The organism is Ferribacterium limneticum, from assembly GCF_020510565.1.
In the GTDB taxonomy this organism is placed as follows: Bacteria; Pseudomonadota; Gammaproteobacteria; order Burkholderiales; family Rhodocyclaceae; genus Azonexus; species Azonexus limneticus_B.
The window spans coordinates 1748730-1768171 of the sequence record NZ_CP075189.1; the positions used below are offsets into that span (position 1 = coordinate 1748730).

The 19442-nt window shown below is 61.1% G+C and carries 16 protein-coding genes; 2 read left to right on the plus strand and 14 right to left on the minus strand.

Going from position 1 to position 19442, the window contains the following annotated elements; all coding sequences use genetic code 11:
- Positions 1-168: 168 nt before the first annotated feature.
- Both KI610_RS08415 and cysD read right to left on the minus strand, forming a co-directional pair.
- A complete protein-coding gene (locus KI610_RS08415) occupies positions 169-1437 on the minus strand; it encodes a sulfate adenylyltransferase subunit 1 (protein ID WP_226498192.1) in 1269 nt (422 codons plus the stop codon).
- A complete protein-coding gene (cysD, locus tag KI610_RS08420) occupies positions 1437-2366 on the minus strand; it encodes a sulfate adenylyltransferase subunit CysD (RefSeq protein ID WP_404827488.1) in 930 nt (309 codons plus the stop codon). The genes KI610_RS08415 and cysD overlap by 1 nt, the downstream gene beginning before the upstream one ends.
- 181 nt (positions 2367-2547) lie before the next feature.
- Between cysD and KI610_RS08425 the strand changes: the two genes are divergently transcribed.
- Entirely contained in the window at positions 2548-3066 is a 519-nt protein-coding gene (locus tag KI610_RS08425) for a superoxide dismutase family protein (RefSeq protein WP_226498194.1), read from the plus strand.
- Between the two features lie 334 nt (positions 3067-3400).
- Positions 3401-3733 carry a hypothetical protein gene (locus KI610_RS08430; RefSeq protein ID WP_226498195.1) on the plus strand — a complete coding sequence of 111 codons (333 nt, stop codon included), beginning with the start codon at positions 3401-3403 and terminating at the stop codon, positions 3731-3733.
- A 125-nt stretch (positions 3734-3858) separates the two neighbouring features.
- Here KI610_RS08430 and KI610_RS08435 read toward each other — a convergent pair whose 3' ends face one another.
- From KI610_RS08435 to KI610_RS08490, 12 genes are all read right to left on the minus strand, one after another.
- On the minus strand, positions 3859-5157 hold the full coding sequence (locus tag KI610_RS08435) for an OmpA family protein (RefSeq protein ID WP_226498196.1): 1299 nt from the start codon (positions 5155-5157) through the stop codon (positions 3859-3861).
- Entirely contained in the window at positions 5154-6098 is a 945-nt protein-coding gene (locus KI610_RS08440) for a toll/interleukin-1 receptor domain-containing protein (RefSeq protein ID WP_226498197.1), read from the minus strand. The genes KI610_RS08435 and KI610_RS08440 overlap by 4 nt, the downstream gene beginning before the upstream one ends.
- 776 nt (positions 6099-6874) lie before the next feature.
- Positions 6875-7258 carry a hypothetical protein gene (locus tag KI610_RS08445; protein ID WP_226498198.1) on the minus strand — a complete coding sequence of 128 codons (384 nt, stop codon included), beginning with the start codon at positions 7256-7258 and terminating at the stop codon, positions 6875-6877.
- A 102-nt stretch (positions 7259-7360) separates the two neighbouring features.
- Positions 7361-8041, minus strand: coding sequence for a hypothetical protein (locus tag KI610_RS08450; RefSeq protein WP_226498199.1), 681 nt, complete (start codon positions 8039-8041; stop codon positions 7361-7363).
- A 456-nt stretch (positions 8042-8497) separates the two neighbouring features.
- A complete protein-coding gene (locus tag KI610_RS08455) occupies positions 8498-8815 on the minus strand; it encodes a hypothetical protein (protein ID WP_226498200.1) in 318 nt (105 codons plus the stop codon).
- A 59-nt stretch (positions 8816-8874) separates the two neighbouring features.
- On the minus strand, positions 8875-9411 hold the full coding sequence (locus tag KI610_RS08460) for a J domain-containing protein (RefSeq protein WP_226498201.1): 537 nt from the start codon (positions 9409-9411) through the stop codon (positions 8875-8877).
- A 277-nt stretch (positions 9412-9688) separates the two neighbouring features.
- The gene (locus KI610_RS08465; protein WP_226498202.1) at positions 9689-10177 is read right to left on the minus strand and encodes a hypothetical protein; all 489 of its coding nucleotides are present in this window, start codon (positions 10175-10177) and stop codon (positions 9689-9691) included.
- Positions 10178-10229: 52 nt separating this feature from the next.
- Positions 10230-11705: a c-type cytochrome gene (locus KI610_RS08470; protein ID WP_226498203.1), complete on the minus strand. Its 1476-nt coding sequence runs from the start codon at positions 11703-11705 to the stop codon at positions 10230-10232.
- Positions 11706-11716: 11 nt separating this feature from the next.
- A complete protein-coding gene (locus tag KI610_RS08475; protein ID WP_226498204.1) occupies positions 11717-13234 on the minus strand; it encodes a c-type cytochrome in 1518 nt (505 codons plus the stop codon).
- Positions 13235-13356: 122 nt separating this feature from the next.
- Positions 13357-15585, minus strand: a complete 2229-nt coding sequence (locus tag KI610_RS08480) for a hypothetical protein (RefSeq protein WP_226498205.1) — start codon at positions 15583-15585, stop codon at positions 13357-13359.
- 27 nt (positions 15586-15612) lie between these two features.
- Complete coding sequence (locus KI610_RS08485; protein WP_226498206.1) at positions 15613-16488, minus strand: hypothetical protein; 876 nt, start codon at positions 16486-16488, stop codon at positions 15613-15615.
- Positions 16489-16505: 17 nt separating this feature from the next.
- Entirely contained in the window at positions 16506-19109 is a 2604-nt protein-coding gene (locus KI610_RS08490) for a cytochrome c (RefSeq protein ID WP_226498207.1), read from the minus strand.
- Between the last annotated feature and the right edge of the window lie 333 nt (positions 19110-19442).

A 19442-nucleotide genomic window follows, 5' to 3' on the forward strand; every position in this document is an offset into this window, starting at 1 on the left:
GAACTTCCCAGCAGTTTCGTTGAGTCCGGATTTCGGGCGATTCGGTCAAATCGCTTGCGACGCTTATGTTAGCCGCGAAATGGGCGAAATGGACAGAGACAAATCAAAACGCCTCCGGGTCGGAGGCGTTTTCAATTTTGGCCGATATTTCCGGTTGACCGTGGGAGGTCAGAGAATCATCCCGGCCCCGACCGTGTTGTTGTTGCTCTCGTCAATGATGATGAAAGCGCCGGTGCCGCGGTTTTCCAGGTAGGGGTCGGCGAACAGCGGCTGGGCCAGCTTGAAGGTGACCTGCGCAATGTCGTTCATCGCCAGCTTTTCGGCCGGGACTTTTTCCAGCGTGTTCACGTCGAGGCGATGGTCGATGGCGGCCAGCTTGGCTTTCGAGTCGCGCGTCGTGTGGCGGATCAGGTAGGTGCGGGCGCGGTCCATTGGCGCTTCGGCCATCCAGCAGACGGTGGCTTCGATCTGCTTGACGGCGGCCGGGACTTCGCTCGACTTGACGATCATGTCGCCACGCGAGGTGTCGATTTCGTCGGCGAGCAGCAGGGTGATGGATTGTTCGCAGAAGGCTTCGCCGATATCGACGCCGCCAATTTGTACGGCTTTTACGGTCGATTCGCGGCCGGAGGGCAGGACGGTGACGGCATCGCCAACCTTGATCGAGCCGGCTTCGACACGGCCCATGAAACCGCGGTAGTCGTGCAGTTCCGGGTTGGCCGAATCCTGCGGGCGGCAGACGTACTGGACCGGAAAGCGGAACTTCTCGGTGTGCTCGGTATGGGCGGCCGGGGCGACTTCGAGCATTTCAAGCAGGGTCGGGCCTTCGTACCAGTTCAGGTTGTCGCCACGGTCCACGATCATGTCGCCGTTGAGCGCCGAGAGCGGGATGAAGCGGATGTCTTCGATGCCGACCTTGGCAGCAAATTCGAGGTATTCGCCCTTGATCCGCTCGTAGGTTTCCTGCGAGTAATCGGCGAGGTCCATCTTGTTGATGGCGACGATCAGGTGCGGGATGCCGACCAGCGAGGCCAGCTTCGAATGGCGGCGGGTCTGGGTCAGGACGCCCTTGCGCGCATCGATCAGGATGATGGCGAGGTTGGCGGTCGACGCGGCGGTGACCATGTTGCGGGTGTACTGCTCATGGCCCGGTGCATCGGCGATGATGTACTTGCGCGTGCCGGTCGAGAAATAGCGGTAGGCGACATCGATGGTGATGCCCTGTTCGCGCTCGGCTTGCAGGCCGTCGGTGAGCAGCGACAGGTCAACCGCGCCCATGCCGCGCTTTTCGGAAGTCTTGGCGATGGCCGATAGCGTATCGGCGAGGATGGTCTTGGTGTCGAACAGCAGCCGCCCGATCAGCGTGCTCTTGCCGTCATCGACGCTGCCGCAGGTCAAAAAGCGTAGCAGGCCGTGGTCTTCTACGTGGGCGGTCATCAGAAGTAACCCTCTTTCTTGCGTTGTTCCATGGAGGCGTCGCTGGTTTGGTCGTCCAGACGGGTAGCGCCGCGCTCGGTGATGGTGGTGGTGGCGGTTTCGAAAACGATCTTGCTGACGTCGTCGGCGTCCGATTCGACCGGGGCCGTGCAGGAAATGTCGCCGACGGTGCGGAAGCGGACCTGCAGGTCGATGATCTCTTCACCTGGCTTGGACGGGTTGGCGACTCCGCCACCGACCAGCGGCACATTGACCGGCACGATGGAACCCTGGCGCATGACGACCGGACGCTTATGAGCGAAATAGATGCTCGGCAGTTCCAGACCTTCGCGCTCGATGTATTGCCAGACGTCCATTTCCGTCCAGTTCGAGATCGGGAAGGCGCGGATGTTCTCGCCCTTGTGGCTGCGGGCGTTGTACAGGCTCCACAGTTCCGGGCGCTGGTTCTTCGGGTCCCATTGGCCGAACTCGTCGCGGAAACTGAAGATGCGTTCCTTGGCGCGGGCCTTTTCCTCATCGCGACGGGCGCCGCCGATGCAGGCGTCGAAACCGAATTCCTCGATGGCTTCGAGCAGGGTCACCGACTGGTGCTTGTTGCGCGACTCGCCTTCATGCTTGAGGACGACGGTGCCGCGGGCCATGGAGTCTTCAACCGAACGCACGATCAGCCGCTCGCCCAGTTCGGCCGCACGCTTGTCGCGGAAGGCGACGACTTCCTTGTAATTGTGGCCGGTGTCGATGTGCATCAGCGGGAAGGGGAACTTGCCCGGGCGAAAGGCCTTTTCGGCCAGGCGCAGCATGCAGATCGAGTCCTTGCCGCCAGAAAACAGCAGAACCGGGTTGGAACACTGGCCGGCCACTTCGCGCATGATGTGGATGGCTTCGGCTTCGAGCCAGTCGAGGTGAGAGAGGGTAGAGCGTTGGGTCATTGCTTGGGTAATCCGCGTGGATTGTCGAATGAGCGCCATTGTAGCAAGTCCTTAATATTCGATTAAGAACAAGTGCGCATCTTGTTATTGCAAATTGTTATAAAGATGGGCGCATATTGACGGAACATCCGTTTTGCATATGGGTCAGACGACATTGCCCGTTTCCATTCAGGAGAAAACCATGCTGCTCCGCCCCGCTATCGCCTTGAGTGCCTTGTCCATTGCCGTGCTGAGCGGCTGTGCGACCTCCATGTCCGGCCCGTCGGCCAGCGCCGAATTGCTCGCCCGTTCGGGCAGCATGGTCAGCGGTACCGTCAATTTTTCCGAAACGGACGGCCGTTTGCGCATTGAAGCCAAGGTGGCCGGGCTGACGCCGGGCGAGCATGGTTTCCATGTGCACGAGGCAGGCGATTGCAGCGCACCGGACGCGAGCAGCGCCAAGGGCCATTTCAATCCGATGAGCAAGGCGCACGGCCACCACGCCAGCGAAGAACATCACGGCGGCGACATGCCCAACCTGATCGCCAGCGCCCAGGGCGAGGCCAAATACACAGCGGAACTCCGTGGCCTGACCCTGAGCGGCCCGACCGGGGTAGTCGGGCGCAGCGTCGTGATCCATGCTGATCCGGACGACTACAAGTCGCAGCCGGCCGGCAATTCGGGCAAGCGCATCGCCTGCGGGGTGATCGCAGCGCGCTGACGGATGCTGAAAATTTCAAATTTGGCAAAAATTTCCGGTTGACCGTAATAACCGGATACAGGCAGCAGATTGGCCGGTAATGTGTGGTTTGGGCTTGCTGCGGCCAGTGCAGGGCGTTGTTGGGGCGTGCTCACAGTGACCCGCGCTGCCCGTTGCTTGCTGAGTAAGCGCCAATGGCTGCGAAATGTGTCGAAAAGACTTACACGGCCAAAATTGCCAACATCATTTTTCGTTGTGCTGGTGGGTTTTCCAGACGCAGGCATCATGTTTGCTAAGTGTCCAGAACCGGCTTTGTAGCAGCCGAGGATGCTGGCGAACTGGAGGCGAGAAGCTGATGATGGAAGCAGAAAACCCGGGCGAGAAAATACTCACAATCCTGCTCGAAGCCTTGACCTCGATTTCATATCTTCGAGGGAAGGACGAGCGGGCGGCCAGCATCGCCGAATATGCCCTGGATCAATACGAAAAGGCCTTGCGCTATGCCGGGCATGCGGAGGGCGTTGGCGAGCTGCCATATTTGCCTGGTCTGTGTCCGGAGCTGCGCAATCATCATGCTCTCCGGCGCAGCAACGACAGGCGATCCATCGACTACGGCCCGCCCGCGGGACAGGCGGACCAAAGGCTCGGTGCGGAACGCCGAATGAATTCGGATCGCCGCAGCCAGTAGCAGACGGCCGGCACCAGGGGAAAACGCATCGCCTGCGGCGTGATCGCAGCGCGCTGGGCATCGCCAGGATTTCATTTTTGGCCAAAATTTCCGGTTGACCGTGGCAACCGCTACCTGGCGGATCATCAGCACCCGATCACCTTGAACTCGACCCGCCGATCCAGCGCATCGCTGGCATCGTCACGGCCGTTGCCGACCATGGTTTGCCGCGAGCCGACGCCGTTGGCGATCATCCGTTTGTCGAGTCCGGGCGAGGTCTGGGCCAGCCGCGACTTGATGAATTCGGCCCGGAGCAGCGACAGTCGCTCGTTCAAGGGTTCCGGTCCCGTCGGGCTGGTGTGGCCGGTGATTTCCAGGCACTTGCCGCTATCGCCGGTGCGCCGGGCGATGGTTTTCAGCCAGCTCGGATAGCTGCTGCTCAGCGCCGCATTCGCCATGAAAGCCGTCGAGCCGGGGCGGAACAGGAACTTGACGGCCAGCCGCTGGTGTTCGAGGCCGTAGTCGACGACCTTGGCAAAGGCCGCTTCAGCCGGCTGCCGGCGGCCGAGTTTCCAGTTGGCGAGATAGATGCCGTTGTGCACGCGAAACTGGTCGCCGGTCGGCATGGCCAGGGCGCTGGTGTAAAAGTCGAGGGCTTCGCGGTAGCGGCCGGCCTCGTAGGCTTCGATGCCTTCGGCGACGACCGAGGCGGCCAGAATGCGGTCGAGGTAGAGCGGGTTGATCGGGTCGCCGGCCTTGGTGCCCTGGCAGGTCTTGATGTAGCCCTCGGTCGCCGGGTCTTCCGACCAGGCCGGAGCGTCGCGGAAAAAGGCCAACGGTGTCGGGTCTACGCCTTCCGGCAAGGCAAAGGCCAAGCCCTTGCTGACCAGCTTGCCCGTGCGCAGATCGGCCAGCGCGAAGCAGATGCGGTAGGCCTCGCGGGCGCCCGCCGTCTTGCGCTGGGCATTGACCCCCGTGAAGGTGCCGATCAGGACCAGCGGGCTGCGCGCCACATTGGCCGACGAAAAGGCCTGCACGTCGAACTGCGGGTAGCGCTCATGCATCAGATCGGTCAGCCGCCGGCCCATCGAACGCGTCGTTACCGACTGGGCGCCGGTCATGCCGTCGATCAGCGGGTCGATCACCAGCGCGTATTTTTGCTGGGCCGGGGTGCCGGCCGGTGGCAGTTTGGCATTGGTGAACAAGGCGGTGGCGGCGCTCAATACCGCCTGGTCGTAAGGCTGGGCCGGCGGTGGGGCTGGCGCGGCGGCTGATGGTGGCGGGCTGGCCGCGGCCGGCGGGGATGACATGGAAGAGGCGGTAGCAGACGGCGTCGGCGAAGCGCTGAATTCCTTGAGACTGTCGCAGCCGGCGATCAGCAGCAAGGCAGCGAAAACCGCAGCGCACAAGGCTGAACGCGAGAGGCGGGGAGATTGATTGTTCATTGTCGGCACTCCTTGTCGAATCTGGATTGGCTGGCCTCGGAAAGCGTTTCGCCGAGCTGGATGCGGGCCAGCAGATCGGCGCAGCGGGCGCTAGACAGCCGGGTCGAATCGCTCCGCTTGATGGCGGTGGAAGGCTCAGGCTGGGTTCTGCTGCGCGACAGGGGCTCCGTCGAGGATGCCAACGCAGCGCGCGAGTCACGCGAAACTTCCGGCCGGACGCTTGCCGTTGGCGGGGAAGGGGCGGCCGGAACGACGGTGGGAGCAGCCGGCGGCGCGCTTCGCTCCGGTTGCCGGCTGGCTGATTCCGGGAGCGGGGGCGCGGGAACGGGTTGCTGGCGCGACGACAGGCCGATGAAGGCAGCCGCACCCGCCAGCAGTACGCCTCCAGCCAGCGCCCAAAGTGGCCAGCGCGCTTTGGTTCCATCCGTCGCCGGCTTGGCCCGGCCGGGTAAATCGGTCGTGTTGTAGGGCGGGTCAGAATCGTGTGCTGCATCGGCTTTCCCGGTCGGGAGGCTGGCCGACGATGGACTGTCAACGGCACTCACCACCGGCTTGCCCAGCAGATGCTCAAGGTCCGACAGCAGCATGCGCAGGCCATCGAAATCGGGCGAGCCATCCCAACCCGTCAGATCGGCCGCCTGAATCTCGCGGAAACCGGCCGGCGGGCGAACATTCTCGATCAGCACCGGCACCAGCTTGCCGTGCCGGCGCCCCTCGGTGGCTTCCTCGTAAACCCATTCGCTTTCGATTGATTTGGCCGACCACAAAACCACCATGCAGCGCATGTCTTCCAGCGCATGCTCAAGCACGCTGCGCCAGGTTTCCCCGGCCGGAATCCGCCGGTCCCACCACACGCTCCAGCCGGCCGAACCAAGCGCCTCGGCAACCCGCCGCGCCGTCTCCCGGTCACGCTCGGTATAGCTCAGGAATATATCGGTCATTCCTTCTCCCCGATGAGGCCAGAAAAACCGGAAAACCCGTCGATTCGCAACGCCGCTCAATCGGCGGGTAGCCAAGGACTCGACGCCAGCAAACCGGCCAACCTCAGCTAGTCGACCGCGGAAATAATATTCCGTTCAATTAAAAGGAGTGGAGGAGTTAGGGGCGTGTTTGTTCAAGAGCACTGCGTAATCGAAAATGCCGAGGGGCTGCCTGACATCTCTAAATCGGTTGTTGCCGACCTTGACCTGATTGTTAGGCGGAACGCTTGAGGGGGCGTGATGTATGTGCTCTGGAGTTTGATTGCAATTCAGATAACAATTCTGTCGCTCTCTGCGAAATGGGAACCAGTGTTTTGGTAACGTTAATGTTGTATTTTGCTAAATACATTGCAGAAGCTTCTATATAGAAGCAAATGCTAGTCAGCACCATGTTTAAGGAAAAAATATATTTTTCTATCTCTACTGATTCCGCATACCCCTCCACCTCAATAATTCTTGTCATGAGGTTGTTAAGGATATCTTCAGGATCATTGTGTGCCTGTGAGCAAAGTGCGGCATAGATCGTTCTGTAATCGACCTCTTTCCCAATCTTTGAAAAGCGATCAAAAATACTGGGCCAGGAGCCAAGGTAGGCATCGTAGTCAATATTGATGATGGCAAGGGATTTCCGGAGTCCTTCCTCGTAGAAGTCTAGGCTTTGTTCCTTGTTTTCTATGAGTTATCCGATGATAAGCCTTTGCTTCGTTTGAGTAATTTGAGCGCTCTACACTCTTGAGCTAGGTTTTGTTCTGGCCTCGTTCTGTAGCAATGTAGTTACGAAAATAAGCGATTACGTTGCCGACATCATCGCCACAACTGGCGTAATGTAGATTTACGGCGGACTCCACGGCAGTTCTGCAAAGTGCCTCTGCAGAGCCGATATGTGCTATCAGGAACGTGGCTAGAGCACCACTTGTAAATTCGTGGCACTTCTTATACATGTCGTGGAGGATGGACCAAGCCACCTCATGTTGTAGACGATCAATATTTTTTTCGGCCAGCCTGTTGACCTCGTCGTCAGCCAATTCAATAAGCTCTGCAGCCTGAACGACATATGGATTTAGATCCATTTCCGTAGAAATGCACCTGTTCTTGAAGAAACGTTCAGCGGTTTCATTCATAAGCATTGCGCCTAATGAGAATAGGGAAGCTCTTGTAGTAGAGCTAACAGGCAGGACGAAAGCGTAGCTTTTGGAGTGCCCCTGTTGAGCGCCATGTTAGAGCTAATTTCCGAAAGAGGAAGGAGAATAGATTTCTTCGAATTTTTTTCTATCAATTGATTCTCCACTCTTGATGAGCTTATTTGCTTCACTCTCTACTTCAGCAAGAAACTTGAGGTAGTTTTTGTGGCCTTCTGTCATCGAAGATAGGTCTGGGTTGCACTCGTTGTCGATGTGATAACGAACATGCCATCTGATCGCTGCGGAATTTATGTATTCCGCCTTGATCATTTCTCCCCACTCTTTTCCAAATACTACAGTTTCTTCGGTTGTGCCGTTCTTTTGGTGGTGCTTCTGTATCTCTGTTGTTAGGCTCCGAATGCTATCAAGCCCTTCGTTTAGACTGCGAATTAGGGAGTGTATGAGCTGATACGAAATTCTTTGGTTTTGATTTAAAGATAAAAGTGCGTCTTTATAATAGTTTGAAAAAATATAGTTTGAGACGCCAATACAGGCTGAATTTCCAACGCCTTTTGCGCCGTATATCTGTAGATCTCTGGCGCTGGACGTCATCACCCTTTCCATTTCTCGGTCGACGTCCCGCAGTTCTTCAAGCAGAAGCGCTTTGATTTTTCGCGCTTTTGCCCAGTCTTTGACTAGGCTCGTGACTTGAGCGAGTAACCAGCCAATGAAGCCAGATGCGATGCCAATACCTAGTTTGATGATTAAATCGGTGTTATCCATGGCTGGCTCTAAAAGTTATTCACGAGCAGAAACGTCCAGATCACTACTAATAATACGGACACGATTGGACCACCTGAAAAGTATTAAATGGCATGGAGATTATCCGATGCCGATCTCCTTATCAATCAGCAATCATACGGACAAAGCCAACGTCCGCTATGCGGCGCTTTCTTGAGGGACCGGAAATGGCCGGGACCGCCAGTTCGGCAGCGTTGCCGCAATGCGGTTGTTGGACAGTCGGCGTCTTTTTAGTTTCAGCTCTGGTGACTACTCGACACAGCGCCGCCTTTCATTGAGCAGGCTGGCAACAGTAAATGCCTAACTTCACGACTTGATCCCGGAGGTTCGCGGCCTCTGAAAGATTCGGAGGTTTGATTTCACTGAAAAGAAAGAATGCATTTGTCGGCGGTCTCAAGAGTGGAGCGCAACAAGTCGGATGGCCATGTTGGAAACAGATCACTTCGATCGATGGAACTCCGAAACCAGGACTTTTGCCTTGAGCAGCATGATGTCTTTCAGCATGCGTATTTTTCGGCCATGTTCCTGATGCGCCAGGTCGTAGATTTGCTTTTTGACTGTTTCGTCACTGGATTCAGGAAAGCTCAGGGACCATTGGGTGAAATAGGCGTCATAGCCATTAATTGTCTTGATCAGCTCGAACCTGAGCTTTTCTCGGGGTCTCAGCGGGATGGATGCCAATATGTCTTCAATGTCGCCATCGTAGTCATGGTTTCGCTGATTATTCTGAACGGGAAAATCGATAATCCGGGTCATGGGTAAATTCACCTATTCATTGATTCAAGAAAAAGGCCTCTGGACATCATGCAGGCCAGTCACGAAATCGTTTCGAGCAGGACAGTGCGCGCTTTGGTGATGCGGACGAACTGTTCATGACTTCCCCCGACGTCGGGATGCGCCTTCTGGGCGAGCCGTCTGTAGGCGGTGTTGACCTGGCGCCGTTCGAGTTTTCCGCTGGCCGGCAGATTCAGTACCTCGCGATGTTCGCGTTCGTCCACGGGTTGGCGCTTGCCGTGGTGTCTGCCTTGCCGGCCGAAGAAGCGGGCAAATTCGTCGTTAATTCGCTCCTGGGCGGCACGGCGCAGGTGGATTGACTCCCGCTTCAACGCCGCCTGGTCGTCCTGCCAGCGTTGGCGTGACATGACGATGCAGGCCGCAAAGCTTATTCGGCCGTGGGTCTCGAGTTCGTCGAAATCGAATGGCCCGACCATGTCGAACGGTTCTTCCAGCCATGCTGTTCGGCCACCGGGGCCGACCTCGACCCGGCCGAGCGTGGCCGTGGTGACCACGCCGAGCCCACCGTTCCAGATGACCCATTCGTCGTCACCTGCAGCGGAACAGGTGTCATGCATGCCTTGCCTCCCGGGCGTGAGGGGCGCGGTATCGACAGGGCCGCGGGCGCCAGCTGTCCAGTGCGGTGTGCGAGGTGGCAAGGGATGAGGGTTGAATTGAAGGGAACACGACAAGAATCGCCCGTTTGAACGCTGTTACCAACGGGAACGCAAATAGCGCACCAAGAATTGCCTGCGCTGTCAGGCCAGAGTCCATATTCAAGGCTGCGGAGATTTCAATTTCGGCCAAATTTTCCGGTTGACCGTAGCAATCGCCTTTTGCCGGTAATTCAGCCGACTATTTCCGTCGGCACGGCTTGCCTTCGTATTGGTGCCGATGAACCGCGTATTCCCGGCCGTTCCAGCGTTGGACGGGGAAGCAGAAGCCGGGGCCGCCGATTTCGAGGTCGGGCCAGTCGCCGGCGCCTTTGGTGTTGAGAATGCTGAGCATGCCGGTGCCGTTGGTCATCAGCTTCCAGCCGCCGTTCGGCTGTTTGCTGACCAGGCTGTAACCGGCGCCGGTATGGCCGTAGCAGTAGGTGCCGCCCTCGGTGATGATGGCTTCGGGCAGGCTGTCGCCGTTGAGGTCGCGGACATTTTCCATGGCGCCCGGGCTGTAAGTCGGAGTCGGATCGTCACAGGCTTGCCAGCGTTTGCCCTTGAGCTTGAAGCCGGCGGCCTTGAAGGCGGCAGCCTGGTCGGCTGGCGACAGTTTTTCCGGCGCGCCGAGGGCGGCGGTGCAGGCAAAGGCCACGAGAGTGCTGGCGATCAGGAGACGGGTTTTCATCGCAAACCTTCCTTTTCTTTACAGTGCGGCAGGGCGCTCGTGGAAGGGCGATTCACAGCGTTTTCAAATACTCGACCAGGGCATCCTTTTCGCTGCCTGACAAGCCAGTGCCGAACTCGTGCCCCTGATTGCCGCCGCCCTTGCTGGCGGTGTCGAGCCGGGTGCCGACGCGTTGGGCTTCCGGCGTGTCGGTGACGAAGCCGACGTTCTTCTGGTCATAAACGTCGTAGCCGCGCCAGAAAACTTTCGGGCGCTTGGCGGCGGGTTCGAGCAGGTCGCGCAGCGTTGGCACCGAGCCGTTGTGCAGGTAGGGGGCGCGCAGCCAGAGGCCGTCGAGGAAGGGGATGTGGTAGCCGGGCAAATCCTCCTCGACCAGTCCTTTGCGCTCGAGGCCCATTTCCGTGACGATCTTGTTGGCCTTGATCGCGGCGTCCTTGTTCCAGGTGTCGAGGCGGCCGCGGTCGGTACCGACATCGGCGAGCGGCAGGGATGTGCCGGTCTTGTCGCTGGCGTGGCAGGCGGCGCAGTGGGTGTTGAACAGCACTATGCCGCTGGCGGCCTTGGCCTGGTCGATGGGGAAGGGGTAGTTTGGTGGCTGGAGCTGGGAGAGGTAGGTTTTTAGCCACTCGATCTGCTCCATGAAACGGGCGTTGTTCTTGGGCGGGGCGCCGAGCACGCCGAGCGCCGAATCGATGACCACGGAATGGACATCGTGGGTGTCGGCGGCGTAGTTCGGGCGGCTGCCCTTGGCCGGGTCATACTTTTTCAGGTTCCACACGGCCGGCATGTCGGCCGGGCCGAAGTAGTCGTCCATCGGCGCCTTGATCATGAAATACCGGGTCAGGTTCATGCCGTCGTCGCGGCCGCGGCCCCATTCGGGGAAGTCCGGGCGGTAGAGCCAGGCGAATTGCGCCTCGCGTTCGAGCAGGCGCTTTTTGGTGATCGGGATGATCAGGAAGCGGTAGAGCAGCTGGTCGATCCAGTCGAGGTGCGTGACGCGGTTGATCTCGGCCATCAGGATGTCGGCGTTGAAACGCGGGTCCTTGGCGCAGTTGATGAGCAGGCGGAAAAAGGCCTGGACGTTGGTGGTGTGGCCTGAGCCGCCGACAACGAAGACCGGGTTGGAATCGGGCGAAACGCGGTAGGTCGTGGTGTGGCAGACTGCGCAGTTGTTGGCGACGCGCGGGAAGCCGATGGTGGTTTTGGTGAAGCCGACCGGCAGTTCGCGGCCCATTTCCCACGGCACGCCGAGCGCCGCGTAGCCGCCGGGGACGACCTTGCCGTCTTCCTTGAATTTCTCGGGGAAGACCCGCGGCAGCACGTAGAAAATCCAGTACGGGATGCCGGAGTCCTGCTCGGCGCCGATCGAGCCGTATTTGAAGCGCATGTCCGGCGTGGCGGTCACCCAGTCCGGTTGTGGATATTCGCGCAAGCCGCGGTCGTAGCCGATCATGCCGCCGATGACGGCGAGGGTGGCGAGGCCGAGGGCGGCGTATTTGAGCCAGGTTTTGCAGGAACAGTTGCTCATGATGGTGCCTCTCAGAATGTCTTGAGGAACTCGACCAGCGCGGCTTTCTCGCCGGAGCTCAGTTCGGTGCCGTAGGCCTTGCCCTCGTGGCCGCCGTTGCCGTTGCCAGGCACGGTGGTGTCGAGGCGGAAGAATTTCTTGCCGCCGGCTTCGCTGATGTTCGAGACGAAACCGACTTTCTCCGGGTCATAGACGTCGTTGCCGCGGTAGAAGGCTTTCGGGCGTTTGGCGGCCGGTTCGAGGAGGTCGCGCAGACTGGGCACCGAGCCGTTGTGCAGGTAGGGGGCGCGCAGCCACAGACCGTCGAGCGGCATGTTGGCGTAGCCGTGGGTTTTCTGGAAATGCGTGAAGCGCCACGGGTAGCCGGCATAAAGCGTGGCCTGGTTTACTGCCAGCGTGTAGGTGTAGGAGTCCAGCCGGCGGCGGTCGGTGCCGATTTTGGCCAGCGGCTCGACGGTGCCGACGTACTGGCCGCTGAAGTCGCTGCCCGAGGCGCCGTGGCAGGCCGCACAGTATTTTTGGTAGATCGGCGCGCCTTGGGCGGCAATGCCACGGTCAACCGGAAAAAATGCCGAAAATTGAAGTGGCTCGACATCCATGATCCACGCTTCGACGCGCTTGATGCGTTCGATGTCGATGGTCGGCGGCGTCGTGCCGGTGCCGAAGGCGGCGCTCTTGTTGCGCTCCTCGACGGTGGTGTTGTTGCCGTCCCAGTGCAGCTGCATTTCCTTCGGCTCCATGCGCTGACGCTGGCGCCAGATCGACGGGAAGTCGGCCGGGGCGTCGAATTCCTTCGGGTCGAGCAAATGCATCGGCCAGTTGAAAATGACCTTGGCCGAATTGAAGGTATCGACCCGGCCCGGCCCCCATTCGTGCTGCTTGAAGACCCAGTCGAAACGCCCGGCCAGCGCGAGAACGCGGTCGCGCATGATGGCGATGGCGATGGGGTAGACGAGGTAGCGGTCGAGCAGGTCGAGGTTGGCGCCCTGTTTCTCGATCTCGGGCAGGATGTATTCCTTCGAGAACTTCGGATCGGCGGCGCAGCGGAAGAAGAACTCCTCGAAGGCCTTCATGTTGAAGGTGGCGGCCGGCATGCCGAGGACGATGGTGGCCGGCTTGTCGGCCGCGGTACGCACGGTGCTGACATGGCAGACGGCGCAATTGACGAAAACGCGGTCAATGCCCTGGAAACGCCGCTGCGAGGTGCCGACCGGCAGATCGCGGTCGCTGCCGTCGGGGTTTTTCTCATAGACCATGCCGAGCGATTGGTAGCCCTTGCCCGGCAGGTATTGCGTGCAGACCTCGGGCAGCGCCTTCCAGATCCAGTAGGGAAAGCCCATCTCATGCTCGCCGCCGGTCGAGCCGTATTTAAAATGCTCGGTCGGGCTGGCGTAGTCGACCGGAATGTCCTCGCCGAAGCGCTTGAGGAGCAGCAGGCCGATGAAGCCGGGGATGATGACGGTGAGTGTGAAGAGAATCAGGAAGCGGCGCTTCCAGGGGCTGGGGGTCTGTTCGAGTTCTTCGTTCATGGTGCTCCCCTTGGTTTGTTGGTGTTATGGCGTGAGCCAGGGCAATTGCATGAATGCGGGATGCATCATCTCCTCCCCCTTCAAGGGGGAGGTTGGGAGGGGGATGGGTGTTGAGGGGTTTTTCATGGCTTGTAGTGACCCATCCCCACCCCAACCCTCCCCTTGAAGGGGAGGGAGTAGCGTTTCATGCGATTGCCCTGTGGCGTGGGCAGGCAGGGGCGCAGGGCTTCGTAGCCACCGGCCAGCATTTCGTTGAGGTTGGGCGGACGGCCATTTTCAGCGCGCAGCCAGTCGCTGACTTGTGCTAACAGGGTCTTGCGGGCGGCGCTATTGCGCCAGCGGTCGCTGTTGGTGGCGAAGGCCGGGAGCATGCTTTCCGGCGGCATCGGCGTCTTGTCGCGCTGTTCCGGTGCCAGATCGGCCATGGCCAGCCGGACGTAAAGGCGCGGCGCGCACTGGCGCAGACGGGCTGCCACCTGCGCGCCGTTGCCGCTCAGGAAATTGGGCGGGAAGGTTTCGGCTGTCTGGTGGCAGGTGGCGCAGTAGGGGTAGAAGGCCTGCAATGTCGGTTCGACCGGGGCGTTTACGAGGTTGCCCAGCGCTGCCGATGGCACTTCCAGGCGCGGTGCGGGCAGGTTCTGCGCGGGTTGGCAGCAAGGCTTGGCAACTGGAGCGCCGAGTTCGGTGAGTAGCGCGGCCAGCAGGTTTTCCCGGGGGATGGCTTGGGGGGCGAACAAGACCTCACCTGGCGGGCCGTCGGCCAGCCGCGTCAGGGCGCGCTCGATGGCGGCGAAATCCTGGCGGATATCGAGCACCACCTCGCCCACGGCGGGATCGCTGGCGCTGCGGCGGAGCACCAGGCGGCCAAGCACATGGCCCTCGGCGCTGCGCGGGCTTTGCTGCCCGAGACGCAGGGTGAAGCTCGCAGTGTTTACCGTCGCCGGGCCGCTTGGCACCAGATCGAGATTGCTCAGGGCGGTGCCGCCGGGCAGGGTGAGGCGGGTTAGTTGTCCGCTGCTCGGCCGGCTGGCCGTCAGGTTAATGGTGCCGGCCAGGCTTGGTCCGGTGTTCGACGCGCAATTCACCGACCAGCGCGAGGCCGGCGCGTTGGTGCTGATCCGGCAGGGGGCGCTCAGTTGGGTCGTGGCGATGTCGGGGAGCCGGGCCAGGGCAGCCTCGATCTGGCGGCGCTCGGGCGCTGAAACGAATTCGGCCAGGCCGGTGATCAGCGTGCCGAGGGCACCCGGTGCTTCGGTTTGCCAGATTTCCCGAGGCGGGCGTGGCGTCAGGGGCTCGAAGCGGGCCGCGACGTGGGAGTGGGCGATGCGGGCAGCCGGCTCGGTGGGCCATTCAGCCAAGTTCTGCAACGGGTTGCGGTTGGGGATGTCGGGGTTGCCGACGGCCAGCCCGCCGGGCCAGCGGCGGCGGGATTCGCGGCGTAGCGGTTCCACTACCGTCTGGCTGAAATCCGCATCCGGCGTCCAGTTCTGTCCACCGGACAGGGCATGGCGTAGTGCGGCGGTGAACAATCCGGCCCGGCAGCGTCGGGCGGGCACGTCGTTCTCACCGCAGCCTTCGCGCCACAGCTTCTGGCTCAGGGCGAAGCCGTTGGCGCGCTCGGTGGCGTTGTCGATGGCGTAGGGAATGTCGATGCCACGGTCGACCGGGATGCCGTAGAAGCGTTTGCCGCTGGCAGCGAGCAGCGCGGCAACCTGCGGATTGGCATTGGTTTCATCCCACAGGGCGCGCGAGAAAATGGGCGAGCCGTTCTGGTGGCAGGCGAAACAGAGGTTGCGGTTGGCGTAGAAGACCTGCGGCTGACCACCCGCCCGGTAGTCCTTGACGAGTTGGAATTCGAAACGGCCAGCCGCTTCGTTGTAGCTGATGACTTCGAGGACGGCCGATTTTTCCTGATAGCCGAGGTAGAGGCGGTCTTTCAGGAAGAATTTCGAACTCGGGCCATTTTCCGAGTCGACCGTGACAACGACGCGCGGGAAGGCGAAATGGTCCGGCGCAGCCGCTGTCCGTTGCAGCGAGCGGCCGAGCGGAATGAGGACGCGCTTGGCCGGCGGCAGGGCGCTACCGGGGTCAGGTATAAGCTGAGCATCAAGGCGGGCGAGCAGGGCGGTGAATGGGAAGGGCAGTTCGATGGCACTCTGGCCATTGCGTGCCACGGCAAAAAGCTGGTCGAACAGCGAGCGACCGACAGGTGGCAAATCTTCGCCGGGCACAGCCGGGTCGACGACCCAAGCCGGTGCCGGGCGGGTGGTTTCAGCCGCCGCCCACATCACCGCTCCCGGTCCGCAGGCCAAGCCGATCAGGCCGGCCAGCAGGGCGTTGCGCAGGTTCATGGCAGGCTTCCATGACCAGCTCACGGATCACGGTTTGGCGGCGGTGACGGCGACGGGTCGGGCCTGGGTGCCCGGCCAGCAGTCTTGCTGCACCGTGCCGGTCTTGATGAACTCCTCGCGCGCCTTGTCGTCGGTGGCCTTGTCGTAGAGCGTGAAGTTGAGGGCGAAAGCCTTGTCGAGGTAGGCGCGGCCGAGGTAGAGGCCGGGGCGGATCATGCGGATTTCGTCGCGCACCTTGAGGCCGCGGCGGCCGGCGAGGTAGTCCGGACTTTCCTGATAGCCGGGGATTTCATCGGTGAAAAAATAATCGATGATGATCGATTCACGGCGGGCATCGAGCATGCTCTGGCCGCAGTAAAGCTTGGCCGGGAAGAGCAGCCAGGTTTCCTTGCCGCCGTAGTTCATCTTCTTCGGCTCGCCTTCGACCAGGCCGATCTTCTTGAGCACTGACAGATCATCGATGCGGTTGCGCAGCACGCGTTCGTCGCGGAAGAAAACCTTGCCGCGCCACAGCGCTTCGCCGACGTCCTCGATGACCAGACCCTTGAGATGGAGCAGCGTGCCGGTAAAGCCGCCGACCAGTTCGCTGAGCCGGAACTTGCCGCTTTCGCCGCGCGGCAGCAGGATGCGGCCGTCGAAGGCGCCGTCCGGGATGGGGCCAGCGGCGAGGCGGCCGTAGAGCTGGTCAAGCTGTTCCTGATCGAGTTTGGCCAGGTAGTCCGGGGTGATCTTGGCCAGTTCGGCCGGCGGGATCGGGTATTTGTAATCGACCTGGGCGAGGTCCATCTTCGACTGGTAGCCCTTGTCGTAGGGCGCGTAGCCGATGTTGGGCGGCTCCGGCTTGGTGCAGGCAGAGAGGGCAAGGGCGGCGATGGTGAGCAGACCGGTTTTCGTCAGTGTCATGATCATCTCCCCCTTGCTCACATCGTGGCCAGGAAGGCGGTCAGCGCCTTCTTGTCGGCTTCGGAAAGGTCCTCGCCGAAGCGGTGGCCCTCGTTTTCGATTTCCTGCGTGCAGGTTTCGTAGTTGGCGCTGAGGAAATCGCGCTTCTCGCGCAGGATGTCGACGAAGCGGGCCGGGCTCTTGAGGATGTCGTCGGCCATCGCCTGCAGGGTGGCCAACTGGGCCTTCTTGCCGGCGGCTTCGAGCTTGTCCGGGTGGCGCTTGGCGAGGAAGAGGTCGCCGATCAACTGCTTGTGCTGCAGTCCGTTGAGGAAACCGGCGCTGGTTCCGGCCGGGATTCTGACCTGGCCGAAGCCGCCCAGCGGTTTCTCGGTCGAGCCTTCGAGCGGGCGGATGCCGACGTCGATGATCAGGTCGGCGTTGGTCAAAGTGCGCTTGCTGCCGCGCTCCTTGGGGTTGAGCAGTTCATGCATCGAGCGCTTGTAAAGCTCGAAACGGCCTTCCACCGTCGGGTCGTAGCGCAGGCAGTCGGGCTGGGCAGCGAGCAGCTTGCCGTCGCGGTCGACGTAGCGGGCACGATGGAAATCGTTGTCCGGGTTGGCCGGCTTGCCGCAAATCTCGGGGCCGATGGCGTTGTTGTGCATGAAGGGCGCCGTCGCCCAGACATTGACCAGCGAAATGTTGCGCATGTAGCCACGGCCGCCGTCCTTGAGTTCCGGCCGTTCGGGAAGGTCGGCGACGACCTGCTGTTTGCGCAGCGTGTCGGAGGCGTATTCCATGTAGAGATGGCCGGCGCGGTGGTTGGAGTGCAGCGAGCGGCAGCGGAAGGTGCCGACTTCGGTGACCGGCGTCGATTGCTCGTTGCTCAGGAAATCGGCGCGCACCTTGCGCGGGTGGGCGTCGTTGGGGGCGGCGAAGTCGCGGTTCTTGAAGGCGCCGCCGGTGCTTTCCGGGATGCTCGAATGGCAGCGCGCGCAGTTGTCGGCGAAGACTGCCTGCCCCCGGCCGACGGCGCCCTTGCCGAATTCCTTTTCGAGATCGGCGGTGAGGTCAGCCAGCGCATAGGCGCCACCCTTCTTGTTGGCGCGGGCGGCCTGCAGATTGGTTTCGTCCGACTCGGCCGAGGCGAAGAAGTCGAGCACGTTCTGCAGCCTGTCCTCGACGGCCCGGAAATTCGGGCAGTCGCGCCGGCACTGGCCGACGTTGAACGAGGTCTGGCCGAACCCGCGCTGCTCCGGGTCTACCTGGCGCATGTCGGAGAAGTGATTGACCCAGCACTGCTCGGAACACGAGCCGATGTTGAAATAGACGCGCTGGATCGCCTCATGGGCGCCGGTCGAGTCCTCGCCACCCTTCAGGATGTGATGGACGCCGGGCAGGGCGACCTTCTGGCCGCCGAGGAAGACGGTCGTCGTGTCGTCGTCGCGCGTGCTCTTCAGCCAGCACTTGCCGCTACGGCCGGGTTCGCACCAGCATTTGTCCTCGTCCTTCTCGGCGCCGCAGGTGGTGGCCTTGCGCCATTTGTTGATCACCTCGCCCTTGAACACCGGGCGCTGGGCGACGTTGATCAACGCGTTGATCGTGCCCGGATTGTTGATCTGGTCGTGCGAAATGGCCGAAGTGTCGGTGACGCCGGGGCGGGCGTGAGCGAACATCTGGTATTCGAGGGCGCTCTTCGGCATGCCGGAGCCGAGCAGTTCGGACATCCGCGTGTATTGGTTGCCGATCAGGCCCTTGATGTTTTCCCATTTCGGATGCGCCGGGTCGGCCGGCGGATTGAGCGGGTCGAAGGCGATGTGGCAGGAGCCACAGGTCGTGCCGATCAGGAAGGGCGGCTCGACTGAGGCATCGGCCAGCTTCGAGACACGGCTGTCGGACTCGATGCCGGTGGCCGCCGCCTTGGTCGCATTGAAACCGGCCCAGCTGGCGTTGCCGCCATTGAGCGCCTGCCACTTGGCGGCGTCAAAACGCGGGTTGGGGAACTTGCGCAGGCCGAGCGCCCCGGTCGAAGTGCCGAACTTGAGATCGCAGGCCGAATGGCGCTGGTCAGCCTTGCCGCCCTGGCTGTGCGGGTCGTCCGGGTCGAGCGCGGCATCCTTGAGGCCGCAGGCCGGGTCGACGTAGCCGGGCTTGCCGACGTATTTGAGCAGCACGTCATCGCCCGGACACCAGTCGAAGCCGTAGGTATCCTCGGCCGATTTGGCCGGGCAGTCCGGGTCGCCGGGCTTGCAGCAGGCCGGATCGTTGATGATGCCCCAGGCCCAGAACCGGTCGTCGCGCTGGTCGGCACGCAGGACGCGGAACCAGTCGACGAGTACGCCGATGCGCTGCTGGAAGGTGTAAGTGTGGAAGCGCTCGTTGCCGGCCGTCGCCTTGAACCAGATCAGCCGCCCGACGCACTCGGATTCGTTGAGGCCTTCACGGGCGCAGGCTTCCATATAGGGCGCGTCCTGATCCACGGCCGACATTTCGGGAACGGGTTTTCCGGGCGGCGCCGCCACGCTGGCTGGCGCATTTTCAGCCAAGGCCTCGCCGATGCTGTGGTGCTGGTTCTGGAATATCCCGATGCCAGCGGCAAGGGTGACGAATGCCGCAATAGCGGCCAGCAGAGTACGTTTCATACGTTTTCTCCCCATCAACGCCTACGAGTCTCAGCCTGCTGTGATTCCACTCACAGGATTAATGACATTTGATATGACAGGAAGTTCAAACGGGGATGCAGCTTGTTGGCACGGATTTCAAATTTGACCAGTTCGGAATAGCGCTGGCTAGACCGCAAATCTCATGAACCATGATCAGGCGAAATCTCACTCTTGACTGGGACTTGTTGAACGGCCGGTGAGCGCGCTTGGACAACCCTTAACCTTCCAAGGCGTAAGTCGGTTGGGGTTGCAGTCGCTCAGTAACGTGCTAAATCACCGGGCGGCAGCCAGCGTAGGAGGCTGACGGTCCGT

What these genes read in the sequence shown, in the direction of transcription:
- KI610_RS08470 (WP_226498203.1), bottom strand. Translation starts at nt 11,705, where the DNA reads ATGAGCAACTGTTCCTGCAAAACCTGGCTCAAATACGCCGCCCTCGGC.
- KI610_RS08415 (WP_226498192.1), bottom strand. Translation starts at nt 1,437, where the DNA reads ATGACCGCCCACGTAGAAGACCACGGCCTGCTACGCTTTTTGACCTGC.
- KI610_RS08445 (WP_226498198.1), bottom strand. Translation starts at nt 7,258, where the DNA reads ATGAATGAAACCGCTGAACGTTTCTTCAAGAACAGGTGCATTTCTACG.
- KI610_RS08425 (WP_226498194.1), top strand. Translation starts at nt 2,548, where the DNA reads ATGCTGCTCCGCCCCGCTATCGCCTTGAGTGCCTTGTCCATTGCCGTG.
- KI610_RS08490 (WP_226498207.1), bottom strand. Translation starts at nt 19,109, where the DNA reads ATGAAACGTACTCTGCTGGCCGCTATTGCGGCATTCGTCACCCTTGCC.
- KI610_RS08440 (WP_226498197.1), bottom strand. Translation starts at nt 6,098, where the DNA reads ATGACCGATATATTCCTGAGCTATACCGAGCGTGACCGGGAGACGGCG.
- KI610_RS08450 (WP_226498199.1), bottom strand. Translation starts at nt 8,041, where the DNA reads ATGGATAACACCGATTTAATCATCAAACTAGGTATTGGCATCGCATCT.
- KI610_RS08455 (WP_226498200.1), bottom strand. Translation starts at nt 8,815, where the DNA reads ATGACCCGGATTATCGATTTTCCCGTTCAGAATAATCAGCGAAACCAT.
- KI610_RS08475 (WP_226498204.1), bottom strand. Translation starts at nt 13,234, where the DNA reads ATGAACGAAGAACTCGAACAGACCCCCAGCCCCTGGAAGCGCCGCTTC.
- KI610_RS08465 (WP_226498202.1), bottom strand. Translation starts at nt 10,177, where the DNA reads ATGAAAACCCGTCTCCTGATCGCCAGCACTCTCGTGGCCTTTGCCTGC.
- KI610_RS08435 (WP_226498196.1), bottom strand. Translation starts at nt 5,157, where the DNA reads ATGAACAATCAATCTCCCCGCCTCTCGCGTTCAGCCTTGTGCGCTGCG.
- KI610_RS08480 (WP_226498205.1), bottom strand. Translation starts at nt 15,585, where the DNA reads ATGAACCTGCGCAACGCCCTGCTGGCCGGCCTGATCGGCTTGGCCTGC.
- cysD (WP_404827488.1), bottom strand. Translation starts at nt 2,366, where the DNA reads ATGACCCAACGCTCTACCCTCTCTCACCTCGACTGGCTCGAAGCCGAA.
- KI610_RS08430 (WP_226498195.1), top strand. Translation starts at nt 3,401, where the DNA reads ATGATGGAAGCAGAAAACCCGGGCGAGAAAATACTCACAATCCTGCTC.
- KI610_RS08485 (WP_226498206.1), bottom strand. Translation starts at nt 16,488, where the DNA reads ATGACACTGACGAAAACCGGTCTGCTCACCATCGCCGCCCTTGCCCTC.
- KI610_RS08460 (WP_226498201.1), bottom strand. Translation starts at nt 9,411, where the DNA reads ATGCATGACACCTGTTCCGCTGCAGGTGACGACGAATGGGTCATCTGG.